Below are 22,271 nucleotides of genomic sequence, written 5' to 3'. Positions count from 1 at the left end.
GCCATGAAGTTTACTACTATCAACATACAAGGAAATATTTTTACGAGCGAAATTCTGGATCGAATTCGCCAAGATAATATTAGCTATCAAAAGCCACAAGATTTTGGATTAAAGCCAAATGAATTGGTGCGTGATGAAATCAGTAATGCTTGGAGTTTAATCAATACACATTGGCAAATTTTCAAGCAAAAACGCAATGCTTTTCAAGCTAACGATAATGGTGTTACTGAAACTCGCAGATATTGGATTTTACCTTTACTCAACCAGTTAGGATATGAAGTAGCATTATCAAATGCTGAAATTATCAACGGAAAGTCGTATGCCATTTCGCATAGAGCCAGTAACAAAGATGGCTTCCCTATTCACATTGTAGGTTCAGAACAATCTTTAGACAGAAAAGCAGAGAGCGGACCGAGATTGTCCCCTCATGCCTTGATTCAGGAATACATCAATTCTACAGAGCATATTTATGGTTTCGTAACCAATGGAATTCATTTCAGAGTGTTGCGTGATGCCACTCGTTTATCGCGTTTGAGTTATTTGGAGTTCAACTTAGAGCAAATGGTAGAAGAAGGTCATTATGCCGAGTTTGCTATTTTCTATCGTTTGTTGCATGCTTCGCGTTTAAAAGAAACCAAAGAAGAAGCAAAAGATGCAATCATAGAATTCTACCATAACGAAGCCTTAGCATCCGGTTCGCGTATTCGGGAACGCTTAAGTCAAGCGGTAGAAAGATCGATACTAACCTTGGCTAATGGCTTATTAAAACAATCCGAAAACCAAGAGTTACAGCATGCATTAGAAAATAATACTTTAAACGCTAAGCAGTATTATTTACACATTCTTCGTTCGGTATATAGGGTGTTGTTTTTATTGGTGATCGAAGAACGTAACCTTATCTACAAAGAGAATTTAACCGATGAAGAAAAGAAACTCAAAGACATTTACTATAAATTCTACAGCATTCAGCGTTTAACCTATTTGGTAAACAAAGCGGTGTACATCGACCCAAAGAAAACAGATCTTTGGCAATCGTTACTAATGACCTTCCGTTTATTTGAAGATGCCAACACTGGAAAGGCTTTAGGGATTGATGCCTTGGGGTCTGGAATTTTTAGCAACAATGCAATTCAAAGTCTAGACAATACTGTTTTAAACAACAAATCTGTTTTAGAAGTATTCAAATACTTGGTAACCTTTGAAAATGAAAACAAACAAACCATCCGTGTCAACTATGCCGATTTGGATGTAGAAGAATTTGGTTCGGTGTATGAAGGTTTACTGGAGTTTGAACCAGTAGTAGAAAATGGGGAATTTCGTTTTAAACAAGGAGATGATCGTTCCTCATCAGGATCGCACTATACACCAGAAGAATTAGTAAAACCATTAATTGTTCACTCTTTAGATTACATCATTGCAGACAAACTAAAAGAAGCAGATCCCGAACAAGCCTTATTAAGTATTACGGTTTGCGACGTAGCTTGTGGTAGCGGACATATTTTGCTCTCAGCGGCTCGACGTATTGGTTTTGAATTAGCGCGTGTTCGTAGAAAAGAAGACCAACCTACACCTTCGGCTTTGAGAATAGCCGTTCGTGATGTGATTAAAAACTGTATTTATGGTGTCGATTTAAACCCATTAGCCGTAGAATTGTGTAAAGTAGCCCTTTGGTTAGAAGCTCACGAACCGGGACAACCACTCAACTTCTTAGACCACCACATTAAAAACGGAAATGCCATTGTAGGGTTGGCGCATTTTGAAGAATTAGAAAGCGGTATTGCCAGCGAAGCCTTTAAAACTTTGCCAGGTGATGATAAAGAAATTGCCACAGCGTTTAAAAAGCGAAATGATTTAGAACGCAAAACAAAAGACCAGCTTAGTACATACAATGTCACCAATGTGGATGATGATTTAAAAGGAATCCAGAAAGATTTTATTACGTTTTCTCAACTACCAGAAAACACACCCGAACAAATTGCAAAAAAAGAAAAGGCATACCACGATTTAACCCAAGGTAAAAAGTGGTTTCGCCTAAAACAAATTGCCGATTTGCAAGTGGCACAATTCTTTATACCAAAAACAGAAGATAATAAAGAAAAACTCACCACTCACAGCCAATACATGAGTTACCTGAAAACCGAAGCTCAAATTATAGATCGTGGTGCTGCAATGGGAATTAGTTCTGATAAACACTTTTTTCATTGGTTTTTAGAATTCCCACAAGTATTTCAAAATGGTGGTTTTGATTGTATTTTGGGAAATCCACCATTTTTAGGAGGCCAAAAATTGAGTGGTAATTACGGAACTGATTTTCTTGAATTTCTAAAATACTACTACCAGCCAATTGGAGCTGTAGATTTGGTAACTTATTTTTTTAGAAGAATTTTTGATGTAATTAAAATAAATGGATTTCAGTCGTTGATTTCCACGAATACTATTGCTCAAGGATCTGCTCGTGAAGGGGGGCTAGATTTTATTTGCTCAAATAATGGTATAATTAATCATGCTATTCGTTCTATGAAGTGGCCAGGTCAAGCTGCTGTTGAAGTTTCTTTAATTACCATCCATAAAGGTGAATGGAAAAATAATTTTACTCTAGATAATAAATTTGTAGAGAGAATAACGTCTTATTTAGATGATTCCGAAGTTATTGGAAAACCTATGCCTCTATTATCCAATAAAGGAAAGAGTTTTCAAGGTAGTATTGTTCTTGGAAAGGGATTTATACTAACTACTGAAGAAGCTGAAAATCTAATAAAAAAAGACCCTCGAAATAAAGACGTGATATTTCCTTATCTTAACGGTGATGATCTAAATAATGATTCAGAGCAAAAGCCATCAAGATGGGTCATTAATTTTTTTGACTGGGATGAAGAAAAGGCAAAAACTTATCCAGATTGCTTTGATATAGTGGAACGATTAGTTAAGCCTGAGAGGCTAATTCAAAAAGACAAAGGAGGTAAAGAAAAATGGTGGCAGTTTTTAAGACCTAGAAATGAGCTTTACGCTACCATATCTGAGTTAGACCAGGTAATGGTTTTGAATCGTCACGCAAAACATTTATTAATTTCTATTTGCAAAATTGATATCGTATTTTCTGAAGCAACTGTTGTATTTGCTCTTAATTCATTTTCAGAATTTTCTATCTTAACTTCCTCAATTCATGATGTTTGGGCTTGGAAAAATAGCTCAACCATGGGTACTTCCACATTAAGGTATTCTGGCACTAATGCTTTTGAAACTTTTCCTTTTAAATCAATATCATCGGACCTCTTAAATAGTTTAGGAAGTAAACTTCATCAAACGCGCCTGAAAATAATGGAGAAATATAACTTAGGTCTAACAGAATTACAAAATAAATTCCATGATATCAATATTAACAAAGAAGCTGAAATATTTGATGATATAAAAAAGTTAAGAGAGCTATATATAGCTGTTGATAATGAGGTAATTAAACTTTATAAATGGACTGATCTAATTTTAAAACATGACTTTTATGAATTAGGTCATCTTCCAGAGAATGATCGTCTAAGATTTACAATTCACCCAAAGACAAGAAAAGAAATTTTAAAAAGGCTATTAATAATCAATTTGCAGCAATACGCCGAAGAATCAAAAGCTATTATGAACTATACAAAAACTAATAAAAAACTACAGAAAGTTTCTTCAGTCAAAACTTCAAGTAGTATTTTGTTCCCCGAAGATTAAAATAATTTCGGGGAATTTACCTCTATATTTTTATTACTGATTTTTTTGACTTTATTTTTAATATAAGAACTTTTAGATATTTCTTCATTATAATGTTGATGATTAAGTAGAAGCAAACGTTTTAAGATTTCCTTACGTACGTCTGGATGAATAGTGAAACGTGTTCGATCATTTCCTGTCAAATGTTCTAGAGCATAAAAGTCATGTTTTAAATTTAAATCACTCCATCCATATGATGATAACACTATATTATCCAAACGAACTTGTAAGTCTCTCAATTTATTAATATTATCCTTTATTTCGGAATAATTTATCTCATCATATTTTTGGAGGTGCTTTTTTAGCCAAATATTGTTACCATCATTCAGATTATTATCATGAAAAAGATTGTATGTCTTTGTTAAACCAATTTCAATACGTTGCATTAGCTCTTTTCGTTTTAAAAAATATGATTTAGATAATGCTTCCAAATTGCTTTTTATATCATCTGGGATTTTTGGTAGTGGAAAAGTTTCGAATACATCTGACGGTGTATAACGAGTGTCAGATTTTAAAGCTGATGCATATTTCTGTACCCAAGATTGATGTATTGAGTTCTGTAATAAACCAAAATGTAAATCATCATCAAATGTAAGTACAATGCACATCATAGAGATCACTTGATTTTTAGGAACAAATGTAAATGCTAAAGTTTTGCTTACTTGAGCAATTACCATTACCTGGTCTAACTCAGATATGGCATTATATAAAGCTGGTCTTTTCTCTCCATATATCCACCATTTTTGAGGTAATGGTTTTCTTAAGGCGAATGTTCCAACAATTTCGTTTCCTCGATTATCAATCTTCCATCGTTGTCTTTCTGGTTTAACTAATTTCTCAATAATCTGATAACAATCTGGATAAGTTTTTGCCTTTTCTTCATCCCAGTCAAAAAAATTAATGACCCATCTTGATGGCTTTTGCTCTGAATCATTATTTAGATCATCACCGTTAAGATAAGGAAATATCACGTCTTTATTTCGAGGGTCTTTTTTTATTAGATTTTCAGCTTCTTCAGTAGTTAGTATAAATCCCTTTCCAAGAACAATACTACCTTGAAAACTCTTTCCTTTATTGGATAATAGAGGCATAGGTTTTCCAATCTCCACAAATTAAGTTAATAGTTCCTGATTTCTATTACTTTAAAAATGGCAACTTGCAAATTATTAATGATTTCACTTCACAAATACTTCACTTACTATGAGCATAAAAATAAGCTATCGTTTTGTAATTAAAAAAGATAAAAATAAATATGGATTATATCCTGTCTATTTAAGAGCCTTTTTAAAAGGAAAGAAAATAGAAACTGTTACATCTGTCGCAATTCCTTTAAGAGATTGGTCTTTAAGAAATCAAAGAGTTAAAATTCAAAATAAAAATCATGAGCGTCATAATACACTATTGGATGCAATCGATAAGAAAGCAATCAAGTTATTGGTAAATAATTTTACTAATGATGAGTTTCCATTGAGTCTAATGCAATTTAAAGAAAGATTACTTGGTTTAAATCATAATTTATCAGAAGGAGATGGAAACTTTACCAATTATATCTTATGTTACTTAGAAGAAAATAAGATAAAGTTTAAGGAGGAAACTTGGTTTGGATATAAGTCTCAGATCTCTAAAATTTTAAAATTTAAAAGAGAAATTTTCTTTTCAGACATTAATGAGAAGTTCATAAACGATTATAGACACTATATGCTTAATACTCTAGAAAATAATGAAAATACAGCTAGTAAAAGTCTTAGAGTGTTACGAACATTTGTCAATATTTCAATTCGATTTGGATACATAAAAAGTAATCCTTTTCAGTATACTTCAATTAAAAAAGTTGATGGGAAACGAGATTTTCTTTCAATTGAAGAATTAAATAGCCTCACAAATTATTATTTAATGAATAATTTTTCAAAACCAATAGAGAAAGAGATTCTTAGTTATTTTTTATTTGCGTGTCACACAGGACTTAGATATTCTGATTTAAAAACTCTTTCTAAAAAAACTATTATTAATAGTTCTATACATCTTCGAATGCATAAAACAGGTTATTTAGTAAATATTCCTCTAAGTAACAAGGCAAAAAAATTTCTTCCTGAAGCTAATTTCAATGACGATATTATTTTTAGAGTATATTGTAATAAAGTAACAAATAAAGTATTGAAAAATATTGGTGCTAATTTAAAATTAAACAAAAAACTAACCTGTCATGTTGCAAGACATACGTTTGCCACTGTTTCAATTTCTTTAGGAATTCCAATTGAAGTTGTAAGTAAACTGTTAGGCCATACAAATATTCGAACAACTCAAGTTTATGCAAAAATTGTTGATTCGGTAAAAGAAAAAGAAATGAAAAAATGGGATAAATTATAATTTACTTTTTAAATGAATAAATAAACAGATTAAATCATTTAGATATTTTGCATGAATTTTCAATAAAAATATATGCAATTAAATATTATTTACTAACTTTGTACTTATGAATAAGTTACAAGAATTAAAAAAGCATTTAAAGCGAGGAAAAGTATATCGTAGGGCTGATTTATCTAAGTGGTCAAAATCTGTTGACCGTCATTTAGATGAACTGGTACAGGAAGGTACTTTGCAAAAACTGTCGCAAGGATTATACTATTATCCTGAAGTAACTGTCTTTGGGAAGACACCTCCTGAAGAAGAAGTTTTGGTGCGCTCTTTTCTTAAAGACAACCGTTTTTTGGTAACTTCCTTAAACGCTTATAACTCTTTAGGAGTAGGAACTACTCAGTTATATAATGGTAAAACTGTTTATAATCATAAACGTCATGGAGATTTTAATCTTGGTGGTATGATGTTTTCATTTAAGGTAAAACCTCATTTTCCAAATAAAGTAACACCTGAGTTTTTATTAGTAGACTTGTTAAACAATCTCGATCAATTAGCTGAAGACTCTAATGAAGTAGTGTCAAAAGTGCGTTCCAAAGCAAGAACAATGGATGTTCGTAAACTAAAAAAATCACTTCAAGAATATGGTAGTGTTAAAGCGAAAAAAATGTTAGAGCCTGTTCTCACACTATAATATGCCGGACTACTTACATAACCACAAAAACTTCCGTGATCTGCTTCGTATTGTAGGAGCAGAATTAAATATTGAGCTTGGTCTTGTTGAAAAAGACTATTGGATTATGCATGTTTTATACGGTCTAAAAAAACAAGGGTTTGAATTTGAACTTAAAGGTGGTACTTCATTATCAAAAGGGCATGGAATTATACACCGTTTCTCTGAAGATATAGACATCCATATTAAGCCACCTGTTGAAATGGAAATAAATGAAAATCCAAACAACAATAAGCCTCGGAATATTCAAAAAAGAAAAGACTTTTACGATGGTTTGGCAAACGATATAAAAATAGAAGGCATAATATCAGTAGTAAGGGACGAAGCTTTTGATGACGAAAGACAATATCGTAGCGGTGGGATAAGATTACATTATGAAAGTAAAACGGATGCCATTGACGGAGTTAAAGAAGGTATATTGTTAGAAGTTGGATTTGACACTGTGACACCTAATAATCCGCTAACAATTTCTTCTTGGGCGTATGAAAAAGCTGTTCAACAAGAGGTAGATATAATTGACAACCGAGCTGTAGATATTTCATGTTATCACATTGGTTACACTTTTGTTGAAAAATTACAGACCATTGCAACTAAATTTAGACAGGAACAAGAAGACAAAGAGGAACGACAAAATTTAATGCGCCAGTATTATGATGTCTATAGCCTGTTACAAGATGATACGGTAAAAGCATTCATTGGAACAGAAGAATATCAAATACACAAGGCGAATCGTTTTCCACCCAAAGACTATGAAATACCCATTGCTGAAAATGAATCTTTTTTACTGAAGAACCCAGAACTTAGGGAACGATTTATAGAACGCTATAGAAAAACGGCAAAATTATATTATAAAGGTCAACCTGATTTTAATGAGTTACTTACTGAAATAGGTAAATGGGTTGAAAAATTATAAGTAAAATTAAAGATATAAAAAGATGTTCAATGATTGAACATCTTTTTTTGAATTATACTTGTATGTAAGTTTTATTTGATTATATTTGCACTCGTAAGATTTCGAAAATTTGCTAGTCAAAATAGAGGAGCAAAAGCGAGACCCTAAAATAGGAAAAAAATATATAATCCTTATATATCAACGCATACGAGAAGAGGTACAATTCCCTCTTTCTCCGCAGGATTTTAAACCCTTTAACTTTTGTTAAAGGGTTTCTTTTTTATAATAAGTAATGCAGTTCTAAAAGCAGGATCAAGGATCATGTGCAAAAGTTTGGGGTTAGACAAAAAAATAAGCATAATACTTAGTTAGTAGTCTGAAAGGATAGGTCGACTTTTCCTTTCATTAGTTATTTGCAGTTTTCCCAAAGAAAACCTTACCCGGATATTTCTCGGCATACCTTAAAATCAACTGCATGATATAATGATTGCTTGCATAAGACGTAACAAAATCCCTGATTTCCGAAGTATCGGTAAATCCAATATCAGAGGCAATATAACCCATACCATAAAAATGCCCATTCTCAACCCAGATACAGCTGCGTTCGTCGGGAGATCTGCCTTTGTCGATAATCGCAAAACTGACCTTTTTGTTTCTTAAAAAAGTCATGGCGTTTTCTACCTGTTCATTGTGCAGCATTACTTCAGGCAATTCGGAAAATGATTTTTTTGCAAAAATTTCTCCTTCTTCAGGTATGGGAAATTTGCAGAACCTGCTATCAATTGCAAACTCCTGCATAAGGCTCCGCAATATATTAATCGCCTCGTATTGGTTGTTGAACACTTCAATGCAGACCTGGGACTTACTCACTTTTCCAACAGCCAGATAGCGGTATCCGCTTCGGGCTTCATACTCAAAAAGGCCATATTTAGGGTCAAAACGTTTGAGCGCTTTGTTGTATAGAGGCCATAGTTTTTTGATTTCAGCACATTCGAGCAATAGTGCCATAAGCTCTGTTGCACAGACCTCATAGGAGATAGAGTAGATATCTCTGAGAAAGTTTTGTCTTTGCGGTGTAATCTTATGGCCTGTAAAATGAGATGCTACACGCTTTTTCAGGTTTACAGCTTTTCCAACGTAAATGACTTTTTTAAGTTGGTCATAAAAATAATAGACACCGGGCTTTTCAGGCAATTGCTCAAAATCTTCAGGAGGCAGGTTGGGAGGCAGGCGCTGGTCCTGTGCAGTGGTTTTAACCATTTTGGCAAGCACTTCAGAGCTGTCCCATTCGACTAACTTAGAAAAGAGTATAGCAGTAGCATCGGCATCCCCGCCTGCGCGGTGCTGGTTTTCCAAAGGAATATCCAGCGAACGGCAAAGTTTTCCAAGGCTGTAGGAACCCAGTCCCGGTCTTATTTTCCGTGCTGCCCGTACGGTACAAAGTTTTCGTGCTGTCCATTTAAAGCCTGATTTTTCAAGTTCATGTCGTACAAAAGAATAATCGAAGTTCACATTGTGGGCAACAAAAATACGATCGCTAAGCATTTCAAGGACTTTTTCTGATATGTCATCAAAAATAGGGGCATTTTTTACCATTTCATTATCGATACCTGTCAGTGCAAATATAGCAGCAGGAATATCTTTTTGAGGATTTACAAGTGTTTCCCAACGCTCGAGTATGTTTTCCCCGTCATGCAGGATAATGGCAATCTCGGTAATCCGGCTCCCACTGGCGTTTCCTCCTGTGGTTTCAATATCTACTATGGCATACTCTTGTTTTTTCATCTTCATTATCTTTTCCATGTTGCGGGCATCACATATTTAGCAAAACTAATACAGATTGAGACATGTTTTTAAAATTAACATGTTCTAAATTGTAACAAGTTTTTTAGTCCATTACTTTTTAAGCTTTTATGAACTGTAAAAAGAATAAGTATAATGGTGAATTCTGAATAAAAAAGAGGTGAAACTTTTCAAAAACTAAAAAGGCACGTTTTTCACAACTTTTGTCCTGTTTTTCACAACACTTTTAAAAAACGACCTGTATAAATTTGTTTTGAGTTTAGAAACAAATAATAAGATTTTAAAAAGTAGACAAATAAGTTATGGAGTCAAAAGGAAGTCTTAAAAGTATCATTATAGAAATAATCTGTTATCTGTATGTCCTGTTGTTCGTTTATGCGGCAGTTAGCAAACTATTGGATTTTGAAAACTTTCAGGTACAGCTCGGGCAGTCACCTTTATTAAATCCTTTTGCCGGAGAAATTTCATGGTCAGTACCCTTATTTGAAATCCTTACAGCTGTTTTATTGATGATTCCTAAATACAGAAAAGTAGGACTCATGATCGCTTTTGCACTCATGGTGCTGTTTACGGCATATATTTATTTTATTTTAAACTTCAGCTCTTTTGTTCCCTGTTCATGCGGTGGAATATTGGAAAAAATGGGATGGAAAGAACATTTTATTTTCAATTGTTTATTTATAGCCTTAGCAGTAACAGGCTTGTTGCTGATTTGTAAAAAAGAAAATAAATACGAACTAAGAAATTGTTATCTGAGTTTAGCTTTACTGGCATTGATCGGAATAGGTACAATAAAAATCCTTTTAGAAATCAGTGAGAACAAACAGTTTGAGCGGAACAATTTTGTAAGGATCTTTCCGCCCGTATCAGTAAAAAGGCAAAATACTATAGACTTAAAATACAACTCGTATTATTTTGCAGGAGCAGATCAGCATAGTATTTATTTAGGCAATACCCACAGCATCGGCTTTGGTTCTGGAATTAGACAGTGTACTTAAAAATAGTAAGAAACATTATATCACTGGTACACTAGATAGATTAAATTTTGAATCCACCTAACTCCGGGTGCTTGATTCTTCCTTTTTCCTGATTGATGGAGCAGCTTCTCACGTTTTTAGGGGAAATACAAAAGACTGGAAAGCGGAATTGAAAATGAAGAACACCTCTAAATTTTCCATTGCAGAAGTCATCGATTCGACCCAAATAGTATTCAGGGCTCTGAATAATAAAAACAATGAGAACATTTTTACTTCGTTAATGGTTTCAAATTTTGTTTTAAAAAAGTCAAATAATTTTTGTTTTTCCAGTTCTAGTTTTCGCAGTCTTTTCTTTTCTCACTTTTTTTTCTTATGCTTATTTTCTTGCGCACTACGATAAGTAATTAGCCCAACAATAAAAAATATTACGAAAGAAATAAAAACTTCAGTATGTTCATTTAGTTACAGTTTTGATACATTTTATTTTGCGATTAAAGTATTGAATTTTAATGATTTTGTTAATTGCAATTTACATACAAATGCTATAAGTTCATTTTTATAAATGTTTTTAGTTTTTTTGTTGAACATAAAAATAGGTATATCTACTTGTTAAAGGTACAGCTTTAATTTATACTTTTGATATTGATTTGTTTGTAAATAATTGATTTTTAGTTAATTGTAAGCTGTGTTTTTGTGCGGCTTACTTTTTGAAAAAGAAGAGGAGTAATCAAATATATTTTAAGTATTTATATTTTTTTTACTTATTTGACAAACGGAGATCTTATTTATGCCCAAAATATAAAATAATAGCCTGCATACCGTATATGGATTTTTGCATGTATTGATAACATATATAAGGAAATAAGAATGCTTTGTGTGATTTTGCACAATATATGAATAAGTTAGCAGGAATTAAAAGGGACAGTGCAAACTTCAGACTAATAATCATTTGACAAATAATTGCAAAACATAAAATGATATAAAAAATGAAAAGCAATCTCAACAAAACATTTAGAATGTTGACAATTCTTTTTTTCAGTATCGTAGTGACAGTTTCGGCACAAGACAACTCTTATCCTAATTTGTGTCCACATAGTGCTACCAATTCTAAATCAGGTGGACTGAAAGCTTTTTGGGAATCAAATAAAACAAAAGTTAAAATCAATGGCAAAAAGGTTTGTAGCCAAAACAGCGACTGCAACGCATTATTGACACTAACAACCCCTGATAAACCAATCGTGTTAGGGTTTGATTACATTTTTGTAAAATCTGAGAAAGTTCCTGCAATGGACAACAATGGAATGCTTCATTACAATAAGCCATTTGATGCTACGTATCTTCTTAGATATAAATCAGACAAAGAACCACTTCAAAAAACATGGTGGTTTCATAAAAATAACAATCCTAAAAAAGAAATTATTTCATACAATGAAAGTTTATCAGACATTTATAAAAAAGAACTAGACTTCAGACTAACATTGAGGGAAGACTTAGAAAGTGAACTATCCTCCCAGAAGTTCGTATTTACTGAATATGTAGGAATGCTCAAAAACAAAAATGACTTATGCTTTACAAATACACTCTTCGTTAAAAGTGGACTAATTACGGATGTAGCAGATTATGAGGTACTCGTTAAATTCTTTAATGGCTTTTTAAAGAAATTTCAAAATAGCAAAATAATAGAAATAGAGCATAGGGTTTTTCTTGTAACAGTAAAAGGAAAGACTAATAAATATGTAATTGCCTTTAAAGTTGTAAATAGCAAATTACAAGGTGAATTGGAACTATTCAATAGCACAACAAAGCAAACGGTTTTAACTTCAATTGAAAATAGCTTTTCAACGTTACTATCTGAAGGTGCAGCATATTTTTATGGGGACGATTTATTTGGTCTAGGAAAAAGCATAACTGAAATTGCAGCAAAGAAAAACATCTTACTTATAACGAGAAGCACAAGTATTGATAAAACTTTTGAGCAAACTGAAACAGCATTGCTAAAATTAAAGGATAAAAAAATTGACAAAAATTCTGTTTCTTTTCTTAATGGCACACCTAACACAAATGAAGAAGCTACATTTCAATCATTTGAAGGTGTCGATTTGGAACTACTGCAAAAACTTCGTTCTGAAATAAATGCGAAGGCTGCTGAAAAGTCTTCAACAACCATTACAACAAAAGAACAACTCATTACCGAATTAAGGAATGGAGCAAATGATGTTATATTTATCGTAGCCCATTGTGATGAGAAAAATATTTACTTTGGTTCTTCCAAGATTTCAATTGAAGAATTATCCAATCTTTCTAAAAGAACAAATAGAGAAAAAGAGCGAGTTGCCTTTTTATTTAGTTGCTTAACAGGAAACTTATTTGATAAAAGAAAACCATTTCTGCCTTTCTTCAACAAAAAAATACAATCTTTTTCAGAGGTGCTTATTGAAAAGAATTTTTTTGACCTAATTGTTTCCCCGCCTAATACAATTAATGGTGACGATGTGTTGAAAATGATTGATGAATTAGATAAGCATAGTATTTTAGAACTTCGGCAGCGCTTCAACGAACTACTTCAAAATAGAGAATTCTATAACATTGCACAACGCTAAATTCAAATAACATGTTTAAAAATTATTTTACAAACTTCGGATTTAATCCAAAAAGCGAAGCATCAAATGATTTTAAAGATATAGAGTATGGTCCAAAAAAATCACAAGAAACGACTCTAATATGGACAGCATTGATTTATGTTTTTCTCTCTTTGGGAATTTTATTAAGACGCGCAGTGAATTTCCCAGAACCCATGCATGGGATAAATACAGCAGTATTTGAGGTTGGAGTCATAGTAGCCTCATTTATTATTGGACTTGCAATGCTTGCTCCGTTGCTAAGAGTAATAAGTAGGTTTCATAAAGGTAAATTATCATGGCAGCATTGTTTAACTGCATTTAGTATTGGTTTCTTTGGGGACATGACTTTCAACTTTCTCATTGATATTTTTGTAGGGATCCTCAAGCCATTATAAAAATCCGATCGCGTGGATTTGCAATTATGATTATAAAATCAAATTTTTAAAGTAAAAACCTGATTCTAATTAAAATAACGATATACTAATTAAGAACTAAATTCTAAATGCATGAAAACAAATATCTTTTTTATTTTATGTTTACTAATAGCAATGAATATAATTTCAGCACAAACTAGCGCAATTGACACAACACATATATTCCAAACAAAAAATCTCGCCCTTAACCTGGATGGGGCACGACATGCTTATCATCCGAATAATGAGGGATTTCTTTATAATTTAAATGGAGGTATATCTAAAGAAGAGGCCGTTCAGAATAAATTTAAGAAAAGCAGAGGCTACGGAATAGCTAAAAAACGTATTGGTCAAACCAATCTATACGAAGGTTATATCCAATCTGACGGATATTTTGTATCTCAAACGACCCCATACAATAGAAATTACCCTGATAGCAGTCCCGATAAATATGCAGATGCTGAAACAATCCCATATATTACACTAAGCCCGGCTTGGAAAGCCAGAGGAATAAAAAATTGCGATATAGCATTTGTAATTAATCTTGATAATGGCAAAAAGAGCGCAGCTATCTTTGCTGATTACAGGGGTAATGATAAGAGTTTAGAAATTTCTCTTGCGCTTGCTCAGGCACTTGAAATTCCTGTAACTACTAGGCAAAGTAGTTCATATGATAATCAAAAAACAATCACCCGATATGTCGGGATAAAAAATAAAACACTTAAAATTTATTATTTTATCAACAGTGGAAACGGGAATGGTAAAACAGTTGAAGAAATTAAAGAAGTAGCAAGAAAATTAATGGGACAAGAATAACTGATTCTCCGAAACGTTTTTATAAAAAAGTGCGAAAGTCTTTTCATACTAATTAAAAAACAGGTACTTATACTGGTAAAGTTTTTAGTTTTAAGACTTACTTTAGATTATTAATTTATTTAAACAGAAAGAAGTTTATATGCATTACCTCTATCAGAGGAAGCACAGGAATGGAGCTGTAATTCTCTTAATTTTTAGTTCAATCTATTTTAAAGTTTTCAAATATATACTTAGAATGATAGCATTCCACTATCATCGAATAGTTCTCATTTAATTACTAATAATACCATGAAAAAAATTAGTTGGAAAGTATTTGCACCATGGTTTTTAACTCTTGCTTGTACTGTAACGTTAGTTATTATAGGTTTCTTTTTGGTAAATAATATCAATTGGTTTAAAATGACAGTTTTTGATAAATCTATCATTGGGATAAATACCCCGGAATATAGATTTTATGCCTATCATTTGCATTTAAGTATGATCAAACGATCAATTGGACTATTTTCAGGTTTTTCAATTATGTTTCTTGGGCTTGGTATAGCTTTTTATACACTAAAAGAAAATATGACAATTGACGGGCAGGCGACAGGATTAAGTCTAAAATTAATTACTGCTTCACCTGGAATTATTGCATTAATTGTGGGGGCTTATCTTGTTGCATCGACAATTGATAGTAAAGATCATTTTCCTTCATATAATATTGAATCTATACAAAATGATACACCACTTGATACAGTAAATAAACCAAAGATTCCGGCTTAAAAAAAAAATAATCATGAAGAAACTATTAATAATCATTGTAATAATTTGTGGATGCATATTTGTTTCATTTCAGGAAAAAGAAAAAAACGAATTTTCTGAGCAGGAATTACAAACAATATGTCGGGTTTTAACAAAGCTATCAGACGCATCAATTAAAAAAAATAAAAAAGACAAGGTGCTTATATATTATAGTGCGTATAAATCGATTAGAGAAGACTATACATTTACTAATGATTGCGATGTTTATTTCAATCAGGTAAAATCTAAATATGGTTCTTCACTAGGAGCTTGGTCAATTAAAACGGATTCTCCACCTTTAAAAATAGTTGTGCCGGGTAATGGGGGCTTCACACATCATGAAATTGAGTTGCTAGATAGAATCAAGACCAATAAATTAGAAGAGATTGACATAGAAAATGCTTTGCTATTAAAAGATATAAAAAATGGCGAAATAAAAACCGAAAATATAAAAAAAACAGATATTGATGATATGAAAAAAATATTAAACAAAATGAATAGCTTAGATTTAGATAAAATTAATTCAAATAAACTAAATCAATTAGAAAAACCTGTTTATAATTTGAACGATTTTAATAAAGTAATTAAAGATAAATAACCATGAATCTTCTAGGTTTACCTAATGAAAAACGGGCAAACGTCTCTAACTGACTCAAAAAATTAGACCCAATTTACGGGCATTTTTATCAAAATAGAATCAAATATAACCAAGAGTTAGTTTGAATTTCATAACCACTTTTAGACAATCTTTTTTAGCTATTTTGTAAAATAAGAAGGAGCATTTTGGCTTGCCTTAAAAGCATGCAAAAATGTGGAGTAGTATTAAACACGGTTGCAAATTTGCACGGTGCCCGTAACAAAGTCATGTTACGGTTAATGAGCGTTTTGCACCTTATTTTCTATTTAATTGAAGAGCGTATTCATTTATAAAAAATAAAAATTATAATTAAGTTTTGGCAATAATTATAAATTGCTGCCAAAACTTAATTTTTTTAAATTGGTACATCTTCTTTAATGAAGTACCTTTTTTAAGATTTTTTCAGGGTAAAATCTTTAATGCTATTTTATCTTTGCTTTGTTAGACAAATGAAAGATTTTTTTACATGTTATTTGATTGCTGTCTTATATGTTTTTTGATTTGTATAAAAGTCGAAGAGAGAAATATCAATAACAACACTAACTCTCCAAAACCATTCTTTTTCTACAAAGGTTGGTGTTCCATCTTCGGCTATCGATTTTAATTCAGGTCCCATTTGTCCACCTAAGTTTAAAGAAATAGGGCATTTTCCAAAACCATAGGTAAGGTATGCACCCGGTGCAAATACATTGTTCCAGGAAACATCGGCCATTTCGGTTTTACTATCTTTCAACCTGAAGGCTGTAACTGCGCCAACATCTATAAGTGAAGCGAAAAGTCCGAAAGATTTACCATTGACTTTTTCGAGTACTGTATCTGTACTGTTTTTACAGTTTTTACCCAAATTACCCCATCCCAAATAGATTCCGACAGGTGCCGTAAAACCAAATACCTGGCTTTTTTCAAAGTTGGTTCCGGCAAAGCCCCCTGCATATGCATTAAAGGATATATTGAATGTGGAGTTTCGTTTAATGCGATAACTTCCTACGGGATTAGCAGATGTTTCAAGGGCAGTAATAAGTTCATCTTTCGTTTTTGCATCCAGACAGTTTGCAATAAAGGATGTGTACTTTTTAATCATTGTTTTTTGGTCTGGGGATAATTCTGTATCAATTTCAAAAATAAAATCAGTGAGGTTAATCAAGGCCAGTCCATATTTTTTATCGTTTACGAAGCCTACTATGGTGCTAATATCCTTGCCTTTTCTGATTGCCTCTTTTAGTTCAACTGGTGGGTCTATTTTTAGTTCTTTTTCAAAAGTCTGTATTGTATTATCGAGACTTTTTAACATAGCTTCCATTCCTTTCTGAATATCTGACAAAGAGAGTTTATTGGTTTGGTTATTTGAATTTATTCTATTTATTTCAATTGCTAATGTTGAATAATTGTACTGTATGCTTTGAGTTATGATTGTCAATTTTTTAAGTCTATCTCCATTTATTCCTAAATCACTTAAACTCTTTTCGTTTTGTCTGATTAATAAGGCGAGGTAAATGTTATTAAAATTCAGGTTACTCAATTTTACTAAATCGTTATTATTCATAAAAGAGCCTAATCCGACTCCATTTTTTTTAAGCATATTTATACCTATTGCCAAAATTTTCAACTCTTTTTTTAATGACACTGAATTCGTTGTGTCGCTATCAATTATATTAGTAATTGTCACTGGCAGATTCGTAATACTTTTGACATCCAGTAAAGAAGTAATCAGGATTAGTTTTGCTTCAAGATCAGGATCTTTAAGATCAAGTTCTTTAATAGTATCGGGTAGGTTTTTTGAGAAATTGTTTAAATCATTATCAAAAGCTTCTCTTAGTGTATTGATGAAAACTGGATAATTGTATGGATCGCTTTTTTGCAACACCTGATAACTTGTTGGAAAAATCGCCTTCAAAGATGGAATGGTTTCCAAATCCTGTTTAAATTTATTCAAGAAAGCAATGTTGATTTCCTGTTTGAAACGATTGGCTATAAAAGTTCCCAAGGCATCAACTCCCGCGGATTGTGAAAATGCAGCTGAACTCAATCCTGATTGTGTGACTACATTGTCAGTGGTCGTTTTTTTAGTATTATCAAAATCAGGGGTTGGTAACGAAAGGCTATATGTCTTCTTAAAGTCAACAATTTCGGCTGTATTTTTGAAGTAATGCGAAAGTATTTCAATTTGTTTAGCTGTATCTTTATCTGCACTTATTAAATTTTCTGTGTCATTAAATACAGAAAAGTTCATTCCATGATTCTCTATATTGTTGGTTTGAGCATTCATGTGGAATGCAAACAGTAAAAAAAGTAAAGCGGTTTTTAAAGTTAATTTCATGATATATAATTTGATTTAGGTTAGTATGGTTTTTGTTCTCTTTAGAATTCTTTCAAGAGGGATAGCATAGGTATACTGGCTATTGCCACCTACCACCATTCCCAGGGCTTTTTTCTCTTGTGTTAAATATACCAGAGCCCCGGAATCTCCTCCTTCAGTCAATGATTGTAAATTGCCGACTGTATTTTTTGAAAGCACAATGAGTTCTTTTAACTGATGGGTATTACCGTTATAATGGAAATCAATTTTTTGCTTTTGATATCCTATCATATACCCCTCAGATTTATTAATGTCTCCATTTACAAACACTTTTTTATGTAATTGTTCCTCGGGATAACTTTCTAAGGTATGTACCGGATTGATTATTGATCCTATTTCAAGATCGACTTCAATTAAGGCGGCATCAAACAGGTTGTTGATTTCCCCGTATTTCCAACTGCCAATTGTACTATCGTTATTATCATTGCTATAAATATCTTTTTCAGCAGGACTTAGTAACCATCCTTCATTATCTGTATTGGCTACCTGGATGACTCCACCCGTAAGAACATGCGCACAGGTTAGCAGATATTCGGTATTGTTTTTTGAGACAGCACAACAAATGGTTCCATTGACGTAAGCATTATTCTGTTCGTAAACATTGTCTCCGCTATTTAAGTGAAGTTTTGGGGTTTCATAGCTATAGCGTATTTCAGTTGGCACAGCATATGGTTGTCCATAATTTAATCTGGCCTTTAGTGATTGCGGATAGGATCCACCAGATGGAAGTGTACTGTTTAATATTATGACCGGCTTTGAGTTTGAAGAAAAACCGACAAAACTATTTACGATACCAGATAAACTGTCGATGACTATTTTATTTTGTTCCAAGGCTATTTTAGCCAGCTCATAACTGTTTGTTTCAAGATATTGTTCAAGATTCTTTAATGAGGCCGTTTCATAAGTTGCTTTATCAACCAACTTTTCTTTTAAATTTTTTGCATAGAAAAGCATATCGAGCATATCGTGCCAAAATTTAGAGCCCAGGCTGATAAAACAGGCAGTCAGGGCACAGCCAATAAGAATCGAACCAAACGTATAGGGGGTTAATGTTGCAAAATCCCATCCGAGTAAAAATGCGACATCATTGTTTTTATTATCAGTATCGTATGTGAACATTTTGAATAAGCTCGCATTGCTGATAAAAGCGATAAGAAAAGATATGGTTAAATTAATTGCTAAAATTGCCCTCTGTCTTTTATTTTCAAGTGCTTCATCTTCATATTTTTTGGATGTATCAAGTGCTTTTGGTACTATAAAGAATAGAAAGCTATTCCCTTCTGTACACCATAACTTGAAGAATGTTACCACTCTTTCGCTAATCATACTCAGGATAAAGAGCATAGTGGTTACCATGGTTAGTTTTTCGTACATAATATAAATTTTAGTTATAATAATCAATAGCTCAGGAACCTAAATAGCTTTAGTATTAGTCATAGAGTTACTGTTGAAAAGAATCCTGTTCTGGTTCTTTTTAACTAATATCTTCTTATAATATGACTACATTAGTATGTTAGTTGCTTTAAAGAGGATAGATGAATAAGCGATTTGATGAGGTTTCTGGAATGAACACATTTGTGTAGATGCCTTTTATAATCAATAGGCTCCAATGCAAGAAGTTTAAATAATGTTGTTTTCATAATAATGGTTTTGATTTAGTTATTTTGCTGATGTAAAGCTAGTTGTAATTTAAATTTTACATATAGGTGTTTTTACCTGATTATGTATATATTTTTAGGCATTAATTATTTGCAATTCTATTCAAATAACAAAAACATTAACGTTTCAGATGTTGTAATAAGATCTAAAGGAATTTATATTCCGCAAATTAAAATAAACGCTTGGAAATCTGTTGCTAGCAATAAAATTGATCTAATTGATTATAAAAAAATAACTGCACTTTCGAATATTGAAGAAATGAAAGATTTGTTGAATAAAAAAACAGAATTTTTAATGAGTTTTCTTTATTCAAATATTAATCAAACTGATAAAAATACAAAGCAGACTTTCAAAATGTTAATTTTAGATATTGTTCAGACTGAAAAAACAATACAGCAATATATTGAGCAATATGAAAAAAAATAATGCCTGCAGCTAACGGTGGTAGCTATTGTACAACCCCGCTCCCCGAAGTATATCGCATGAAATGCTATGCAAACGTTCCATCGCTCTCCGAAGTGTTCCTAATGAAACGCTGTGTAAACGTCTCCGGCTTTGCACAATTTTTTTAATGTTTTTGTAAAATCAAAATCTCTTAAAGTTTTCTGACTTTATCTGGCTGTTTTGTATAATTGGGGTATATTGAATAGTATAGAGGCAACCAATTATTATTGTGATAGTTTATAATCTTTTTTGGTTATTTTTGAGAAGATATAAAACGAAATAAATAGCGCAATTTATCTTAATTGGGGTGGATATGTGAATATTTAGATCGCATAAATATAAGTTGTGCATCATTTTACCGGAAACACCAATACAGTATGAAATTTCTAAAAATAATATTATTCCTTTTTGCTTTAATGTTAAGTTCTTGTTCAGAGAAATTTGAAAAATTATCTAAAAAGAATTCAGATAGAGAGGGATTGTTAAAACAAATTCAACCCGAAATAAAAGTCAAATATTGGCAACTTGAACATTTTCCAAACTTTAAAGACGAAAATAAAAAATTTGAAATATTATATTCAAAAGGGCAATGTACAGAAAAAGTAAAAGCAAATATACCCACAAATGACAAAGATTGGAACGGATTTTTTTCTGGATGTCAGCCGGCTTTTTGTGCATACCGAATAACATATTTTGAAAATGATCAATGGAAAACTATAAAAGAAGAAGAAGAATTAAAAAAAATTATTGGAGAAATTGATAATGTAAGTGAAGCGTTTTTAATAGGACTAATAAACGATTATTCCATTGACTTTAATTCTGAAAAAGGGAATGGATTCATACAAGAAACAAATGGATTTAAAATAAAAATGGTGAAATATGAAAGTTGTCCTATATCAAAAGAAAGTTTTACATTTTTTGTCAATAAAAATGGGAGTATTACTAATTTGAAAAGTAATGGATATTATTTAAAAAGTAAAGATTGTATAGTATATTAAAAAACGAACGCCTCCGCTCCCGCATGAATCCTTTCGTGCGGGCTTTTAAATATAAATGAAACGCTGTGCAAAAGTCTCCGGCTTTGCACATTTTTTAATATTCTTGTAAAATCAAAATCACTTAAAGCCTCCAGACTTTAAATTGCTATTTTGTAATCTTTTTTGGTTATTTTTGAGAGAATATAAAACAAAATGAAAATCTGCCAAATTACTTTGAAATGGTAGATATACAAATGTTTGTTTAGGGGATGTACAAGTTAGCTGTGATTTTAATCAACGACAATGCAAAAATTCAACACCAAGATAATAGAACTGAAAAATCAAAAAAAGGTAACCATTAGACAAGCAGAAATTAACGATGCAGAAAAGTTACTCAACAGCATAAAAATTTATGTTCCGGAAAGTGAATACGTTCCAAAACTTAAACAAGAAATAAAATTAACAATTGAAGAAGAAAAGGATTGGATAAATTCTTTCTTAATAAACGAAAACTCTTTGCTTTTGGTGGCTGAATATGACAATGAAATAATTGGAAATATTGATTTGAATGGAAACAGAAGAAAGATTATGGAACACACAGCTGTTATTGGGATGGGAATGCTGAAAGAATGGAGGAATTCGGGACTTGGAACAGCCTTATTACAACTGGCAATTGAATGGGCAAAAGAAAATACGATTCTTGAATTGCTTTGGCTTCAGGTATATACAGAAAACAAATTAGGATTAGGTTTGTATCGAAAAATGGGATTTGAAGAAAACGGAATAATTAAAAACTTTTTTAAAAAAGACGAAAAATATTTTGACAATTTAACAATGACAAGAATCGTAAAATAAAAAAACAATGCTACCGCACAAATACTTTCGTGTGGCTTTTGAAAACCAGCCTCCCAGCTCACCGAAGTGTTTCTAATGAAAAGCTACATTGCTGTGAGAATGTCTATGACTTCGCACATTTTTTTGATGTTCTTGTAAAATCAAAACCCCTTAAAGTCTCCCGACTTTAAATAACTGTTTTCTATAATTTGGTTTTATTGAATAGG

At 32.1% G+C, this 22,271-nt stretch carries 17 protein-coding genes; 13 read left to right on the top strand and 4 right to left on the bottom strand.

What is annotated here, in order from left to right; all coding sequences use genetic code 11:
• Positions 1–3: 3 nt before the first annotated feature.
• Positions 4–3,708, top strand: coding sequence for an Eco57I restriction-modification methylase domain-containing protein (locus tag GWR14_RS14385; protein ID WP_187356536.1), 3,705 nt, complete (start codon positions 4–6; stop codon positions 3,706–3,708).
• Here the strand turns inward: GWR14_RS14385 and GWR14_RS14380 are convergent.
• Positions 3,705–4,856: a type IIL restriction-modification enzyme MmeI gene (locus GWR14_RS14380; protein WP_187356535.1), complete on the bottom strand. Its 1,152-nt coding sequence runs from the start codon at positions 4,854–4,856 to the stop codon at positions 3,705–3,707. The genes GWR14_RS14385 and GWR14_RS14380 overlap by 4 nt on opposite strands.
• Positions 4,857–4,947: 91 nt before the next feature.
• Between GWR14_RS14380 and GWR14_RS14375 the strand changes: the two genes are divergently transcribed.
• The 3 genes from GWR14_RS14375 to GWR14_RS14365 all read left to right on the top strand — a co-directional run bounded on the left by GWR14_RS14375 (position 4,948) and on the right by GWR14_RS14365 (position 7,748).
• Positions 4,948–6,114, top strand: a complete 1,167-nt coding sequence (locus GWR14_RS14375) for a site-specific integrase (RefSeq protein WP_163409774.1) — start codon at positions 4,948–4,950, stop codon at positions 6,112–6,114.
• A 106-nt stretch (positions 6,115–6,220) separates the two neighbouring features.
• Positions 6,221–6,796, top strand: a complete 576-nt coding sequence (locus tag GWR14_RS14370) for a DUF6088 family protein (protein ID WP_163409773.1) — start codon at positions 6,221–6,223, stop codon at positions 6,794–6,796.
• Between the two features lies 1 nt (position 6,797).
• On the top strand, positions 6,798–7,748 hold the full coding sequence (locus tag GWR14_RS14365) for a nucleotidyl transferase AbiEii/AbiGii toxin family protein (RefSeq protein WP_163409772.1): 951 nt from the start codon (positions 6,798–6,800) through the stop codon (positions 7,746–7,748).
• A 384-nt stretch (positions 7,749–8,132) separates the two neighbouring features.
• Here the strand turns inward: GWR14_RS14365 and GWR14_RS14360 are convergent, their stop codons facing one another.
• Positions 8,133–9,512, bottom strand: a complete 1,380-nt coding sequence (locus GWR14_RS14360) for an exonuclease domain-containing protein (protein ID WP_163409771.1) — start codon at positions 9,510–9,512, stop codon at positions 8,133–8,135.
• Between the two features lie 320 nt (positions 9,513–9,832).
• Here GWR14_RS14360 and GWR14_RS14355 point away from each other — a divergent pair, with 320 nt between their 5' ends.
• The 6 genes from GWR14_RS14355 to GWR14_RS14330 all read left to right on the top strand — a co-directional run bounded on the left by GWR14_RS14355 (position 9,833) and on the right by GWR14_RS14330 (position 15,735).
• Entirely contained in the window at positions 9,833–10,528 is a 696-nt protein-coding gene (locus GWR14_RS14355; protein WP_163409770.1) for a MauE/DoxX family redox-associated membrane protein, read from the top strand.
• 998 nt (positions 10,529–11,526) lie between these two features.
• Positions 11,527–13,107, top strand: a complete 1,581-nt coding sequence (locus GWR14_RS14350; protein WP_163409769.1) for a hypothetical protein — start codon at positions 11,527–11,529, stop codon at positions 13,105–13,107.
• A gap of 11 nt (positions 13,108–13,118) precedes the next feature.
• Positions 13,119–13,523, top strand: a complete 405-nt coding sequence (locus tag GWR14_RS14345) for a hypothetical protein (RefSeq protein WP_163409768.1) — start codon at positions 13,119–13,121, stop codon at positions 13,521–13,523.
• 111 nt (positions 13,524–13,634) lie between these two features.
• A complete protein-coding gene (locus GWR14_RS14340) occupies positions 13,635–14,357 on the top strand; it encodes a hypothetical protein (RefSeq protein ID WP_163409767.1) in 723 nt (240 codons plus the stop codon).
• A 288-nt stretch (positions 14,358–14,645) separates the two neighbouring features.
• Positions 14,646–15,119, top strand: a complete 474-nt coding sequence (locus GWR14_RS14335; protein WP_163409766.1) for a hypothetical protein — start codon at positions 14,646–14,648, stop codon at positions 15,117–15,119.
• A 13-nt stretch (positions 15,120–15,132) separates the two neighbouring features.
• Positions 15,133–15,735, top strand: coding sequence for a hypothetical protein (locus GWR14_RS14330; protein WP_163409765.1), 603 nt, complete (start codon positions 15,133–15,135; stop codon positions 15,733–15,735).
• 508 nt (positions 15,736–16,243) lie between these two features.
• On the opposite strand, the gene GWR14_RS14325 is transcribed toward GWR14_RS14330, so the two are convergent.
• Positions 16,244–18,091, bottom strand: a complete 1,848-nt coding sequence (locus GWR14_RS14325; protein WP_163409764.1) for a hypothetical protein — start codon at positions 18,089–18,091, stop codon at positions 16,244–16,246.
• Positions 18,092–18,106: 15 nt separating this feature from the next.
• Positions 18,107–19,249 (bottom strand): hypothetical protein, encoded by a 1,143-nt coding sequence (locus tag GWR14_RS14320; RefSeq protein ID WP_163409763.1) that lies wholly within the window; start codon positions 19,247–19,249, stop codon positions 18,107–18,109.
• 603 nt (positions 19,250–19,852) lie between these two features.
• Here GWR14_RS14320 and GWR14_RS14315 point away from each other — a divergent pair.
• From GWR14_RS14315 to GWR14_RS14305, 3 genes are all read left to right on the top strand, one after another.
• Positions 19,853–20,215 (top strand): hypothetical protein, encoded by a 363-nt coding sequence (locus GWR14_RS14315; protein WP_187356534.1) that lies wholly within the window; start codon positions 19,853–19,855, stop codon positions 20,213–20,215.
• A gap of 395 nt (positions 20,216–20,610) precedes the next feature.
• Positions 20,611–21,231: a hypothetical protein gene (locus GWR14_RS14310; protein WP_163409762.1), complete on the top strand. Its 621-nt coding sequence runs from the start codon at positions 20,611–20,613 to the stop codon at positions 21,229–21,231.
• A 282-nt stretch (positions 21,232–21,513) separates the two neighbouring features.
• Entirely contained in the window at positions 21,514–22,065 is a 552-nt protein-coding gene (locus GWR14_RS14305) for a GNAT family N-acetyltransferase (protein WP_163409761.1), read from the top strand.
• Positions 22,066–22,271 lie beyond the last annotated feature (206 nt).

Origin of the sequence: Flavobacterium ajazii, from assembly GCF_010614725.1 — a bacterium.
GTDB lineage: Bacteria > Bacteroidota > Bacteroidia > Flavobacteriales > Flavobacteriaceae > Flavobacterium > Flavobacterium ajazii.
The sequence above is the reverse complement of the archived record's forward strand: the minus strand, read 5'-3'. Positions and strand labels throughout refer to the sequence as shown.

Bases quoted from the DNA above. Each gene is read 5' to 3' on its own strand.
- GWR14_RS14385 (WP_187356536.1), top strand. From the start codon at position 4: ATGAAGTTTACTACTATCAACATACAAGGAAATATTTTTACGAGCGAA.
- GWR14_RS14375 (WP_163409774.1), top strand. From the start codon at position 4,948: ATGAGCATAAAAATAAGCTATCGTTTTGTAATTAAAAAAGATAAAAAT.
- GWR14_RS14370 (WP_163409773.1), top strand. From the start codon at position 6,221: ATGAATAAGTTACAAGAATTAAAAAAGCATTTAAAGCGAGGAAAAGTA.
- GWR14_RS14365 (WP_163409772.1), top strand. From the start codon at position 6,798: ATGCCGGACTACTTACATAACCACAAAAACTTCCGTGATCTGCTTCGT.
- GWR14_RS14360 (WP_163409771.1), bottom strand. From the start codon at position 9,512: ATGAAAAAACAAGAGTATGCCATAGTAGATATTGAAACCACAGGAGGA.
- GWR14_RS14355 (WP_163409770.1), top strand. From the start codon at position 9,833: ATGGAGTCAAAAGGAAGTCTTAAAAGTATCATTATAGAAATAATCTGT.
- GWR14_RS14345 (WP_163409768.1), top strand. From the start codon at position 13,119: ATGTTTAAAAATTATTTTACAAACTTCGGATTTAATCCAAAAAGCGAA.
- GWR14_RS14340 (WP_163409767.1), top strand. From the start codon at position 13,635: ATGAAAACAAATATCTTTTTTATTTTATGTTTACTAATAGCAATGAAT.
- GWR14_RS14335 (WP_163409766.1), top strand. From the start codon at position 14,646: ATGAAAAAAATTAGTTGGAAAGTATTTGCACCATGGTTTTTAACTCTT.
- GWR14_RS14330 (WP_163409765.1), top strand. From the start codon at position 15,133: ATGAAGAAACTATTAATAATCATTGTAATAATTTGTGGATGCATATTT.
- GWR14_RS14325 (WP_163409764.1), bottom strand. From the start codon at position 18,091: ATGAAATTAACTTTAAAAACCGCTTTACTTTTTTTACTGTTTGCATTC.
- GWR14_RS14320 (WP_163409763.1), bottom strand. From the start codon at position 19,249: ATGTTCACATACGATACTGATAATAAAAACAATGATGTCGCATTTTTA.
- GWR14_RS14315 (WP_187356534.1), top strand. From the start codon at position 19,853: ATGTATATATTTTTAGGCATTAATTATTTGCAATTCTATTCAAATAAC.
- GWR14_RS14310 (WP_163409762.1), top strand. From the start codon at position 20,611: ATGAAATTTCTAAAAATAATATTATTCCTTTTTGCTTTAATGTTAAGT.
- GWR14_RS14305 (WP_163409761.1), top strand. From the start codon at position 21,514: ATGCAAAAATTCAACACCAAGATAATAGAACTGAAAAATCAAAAAAAG.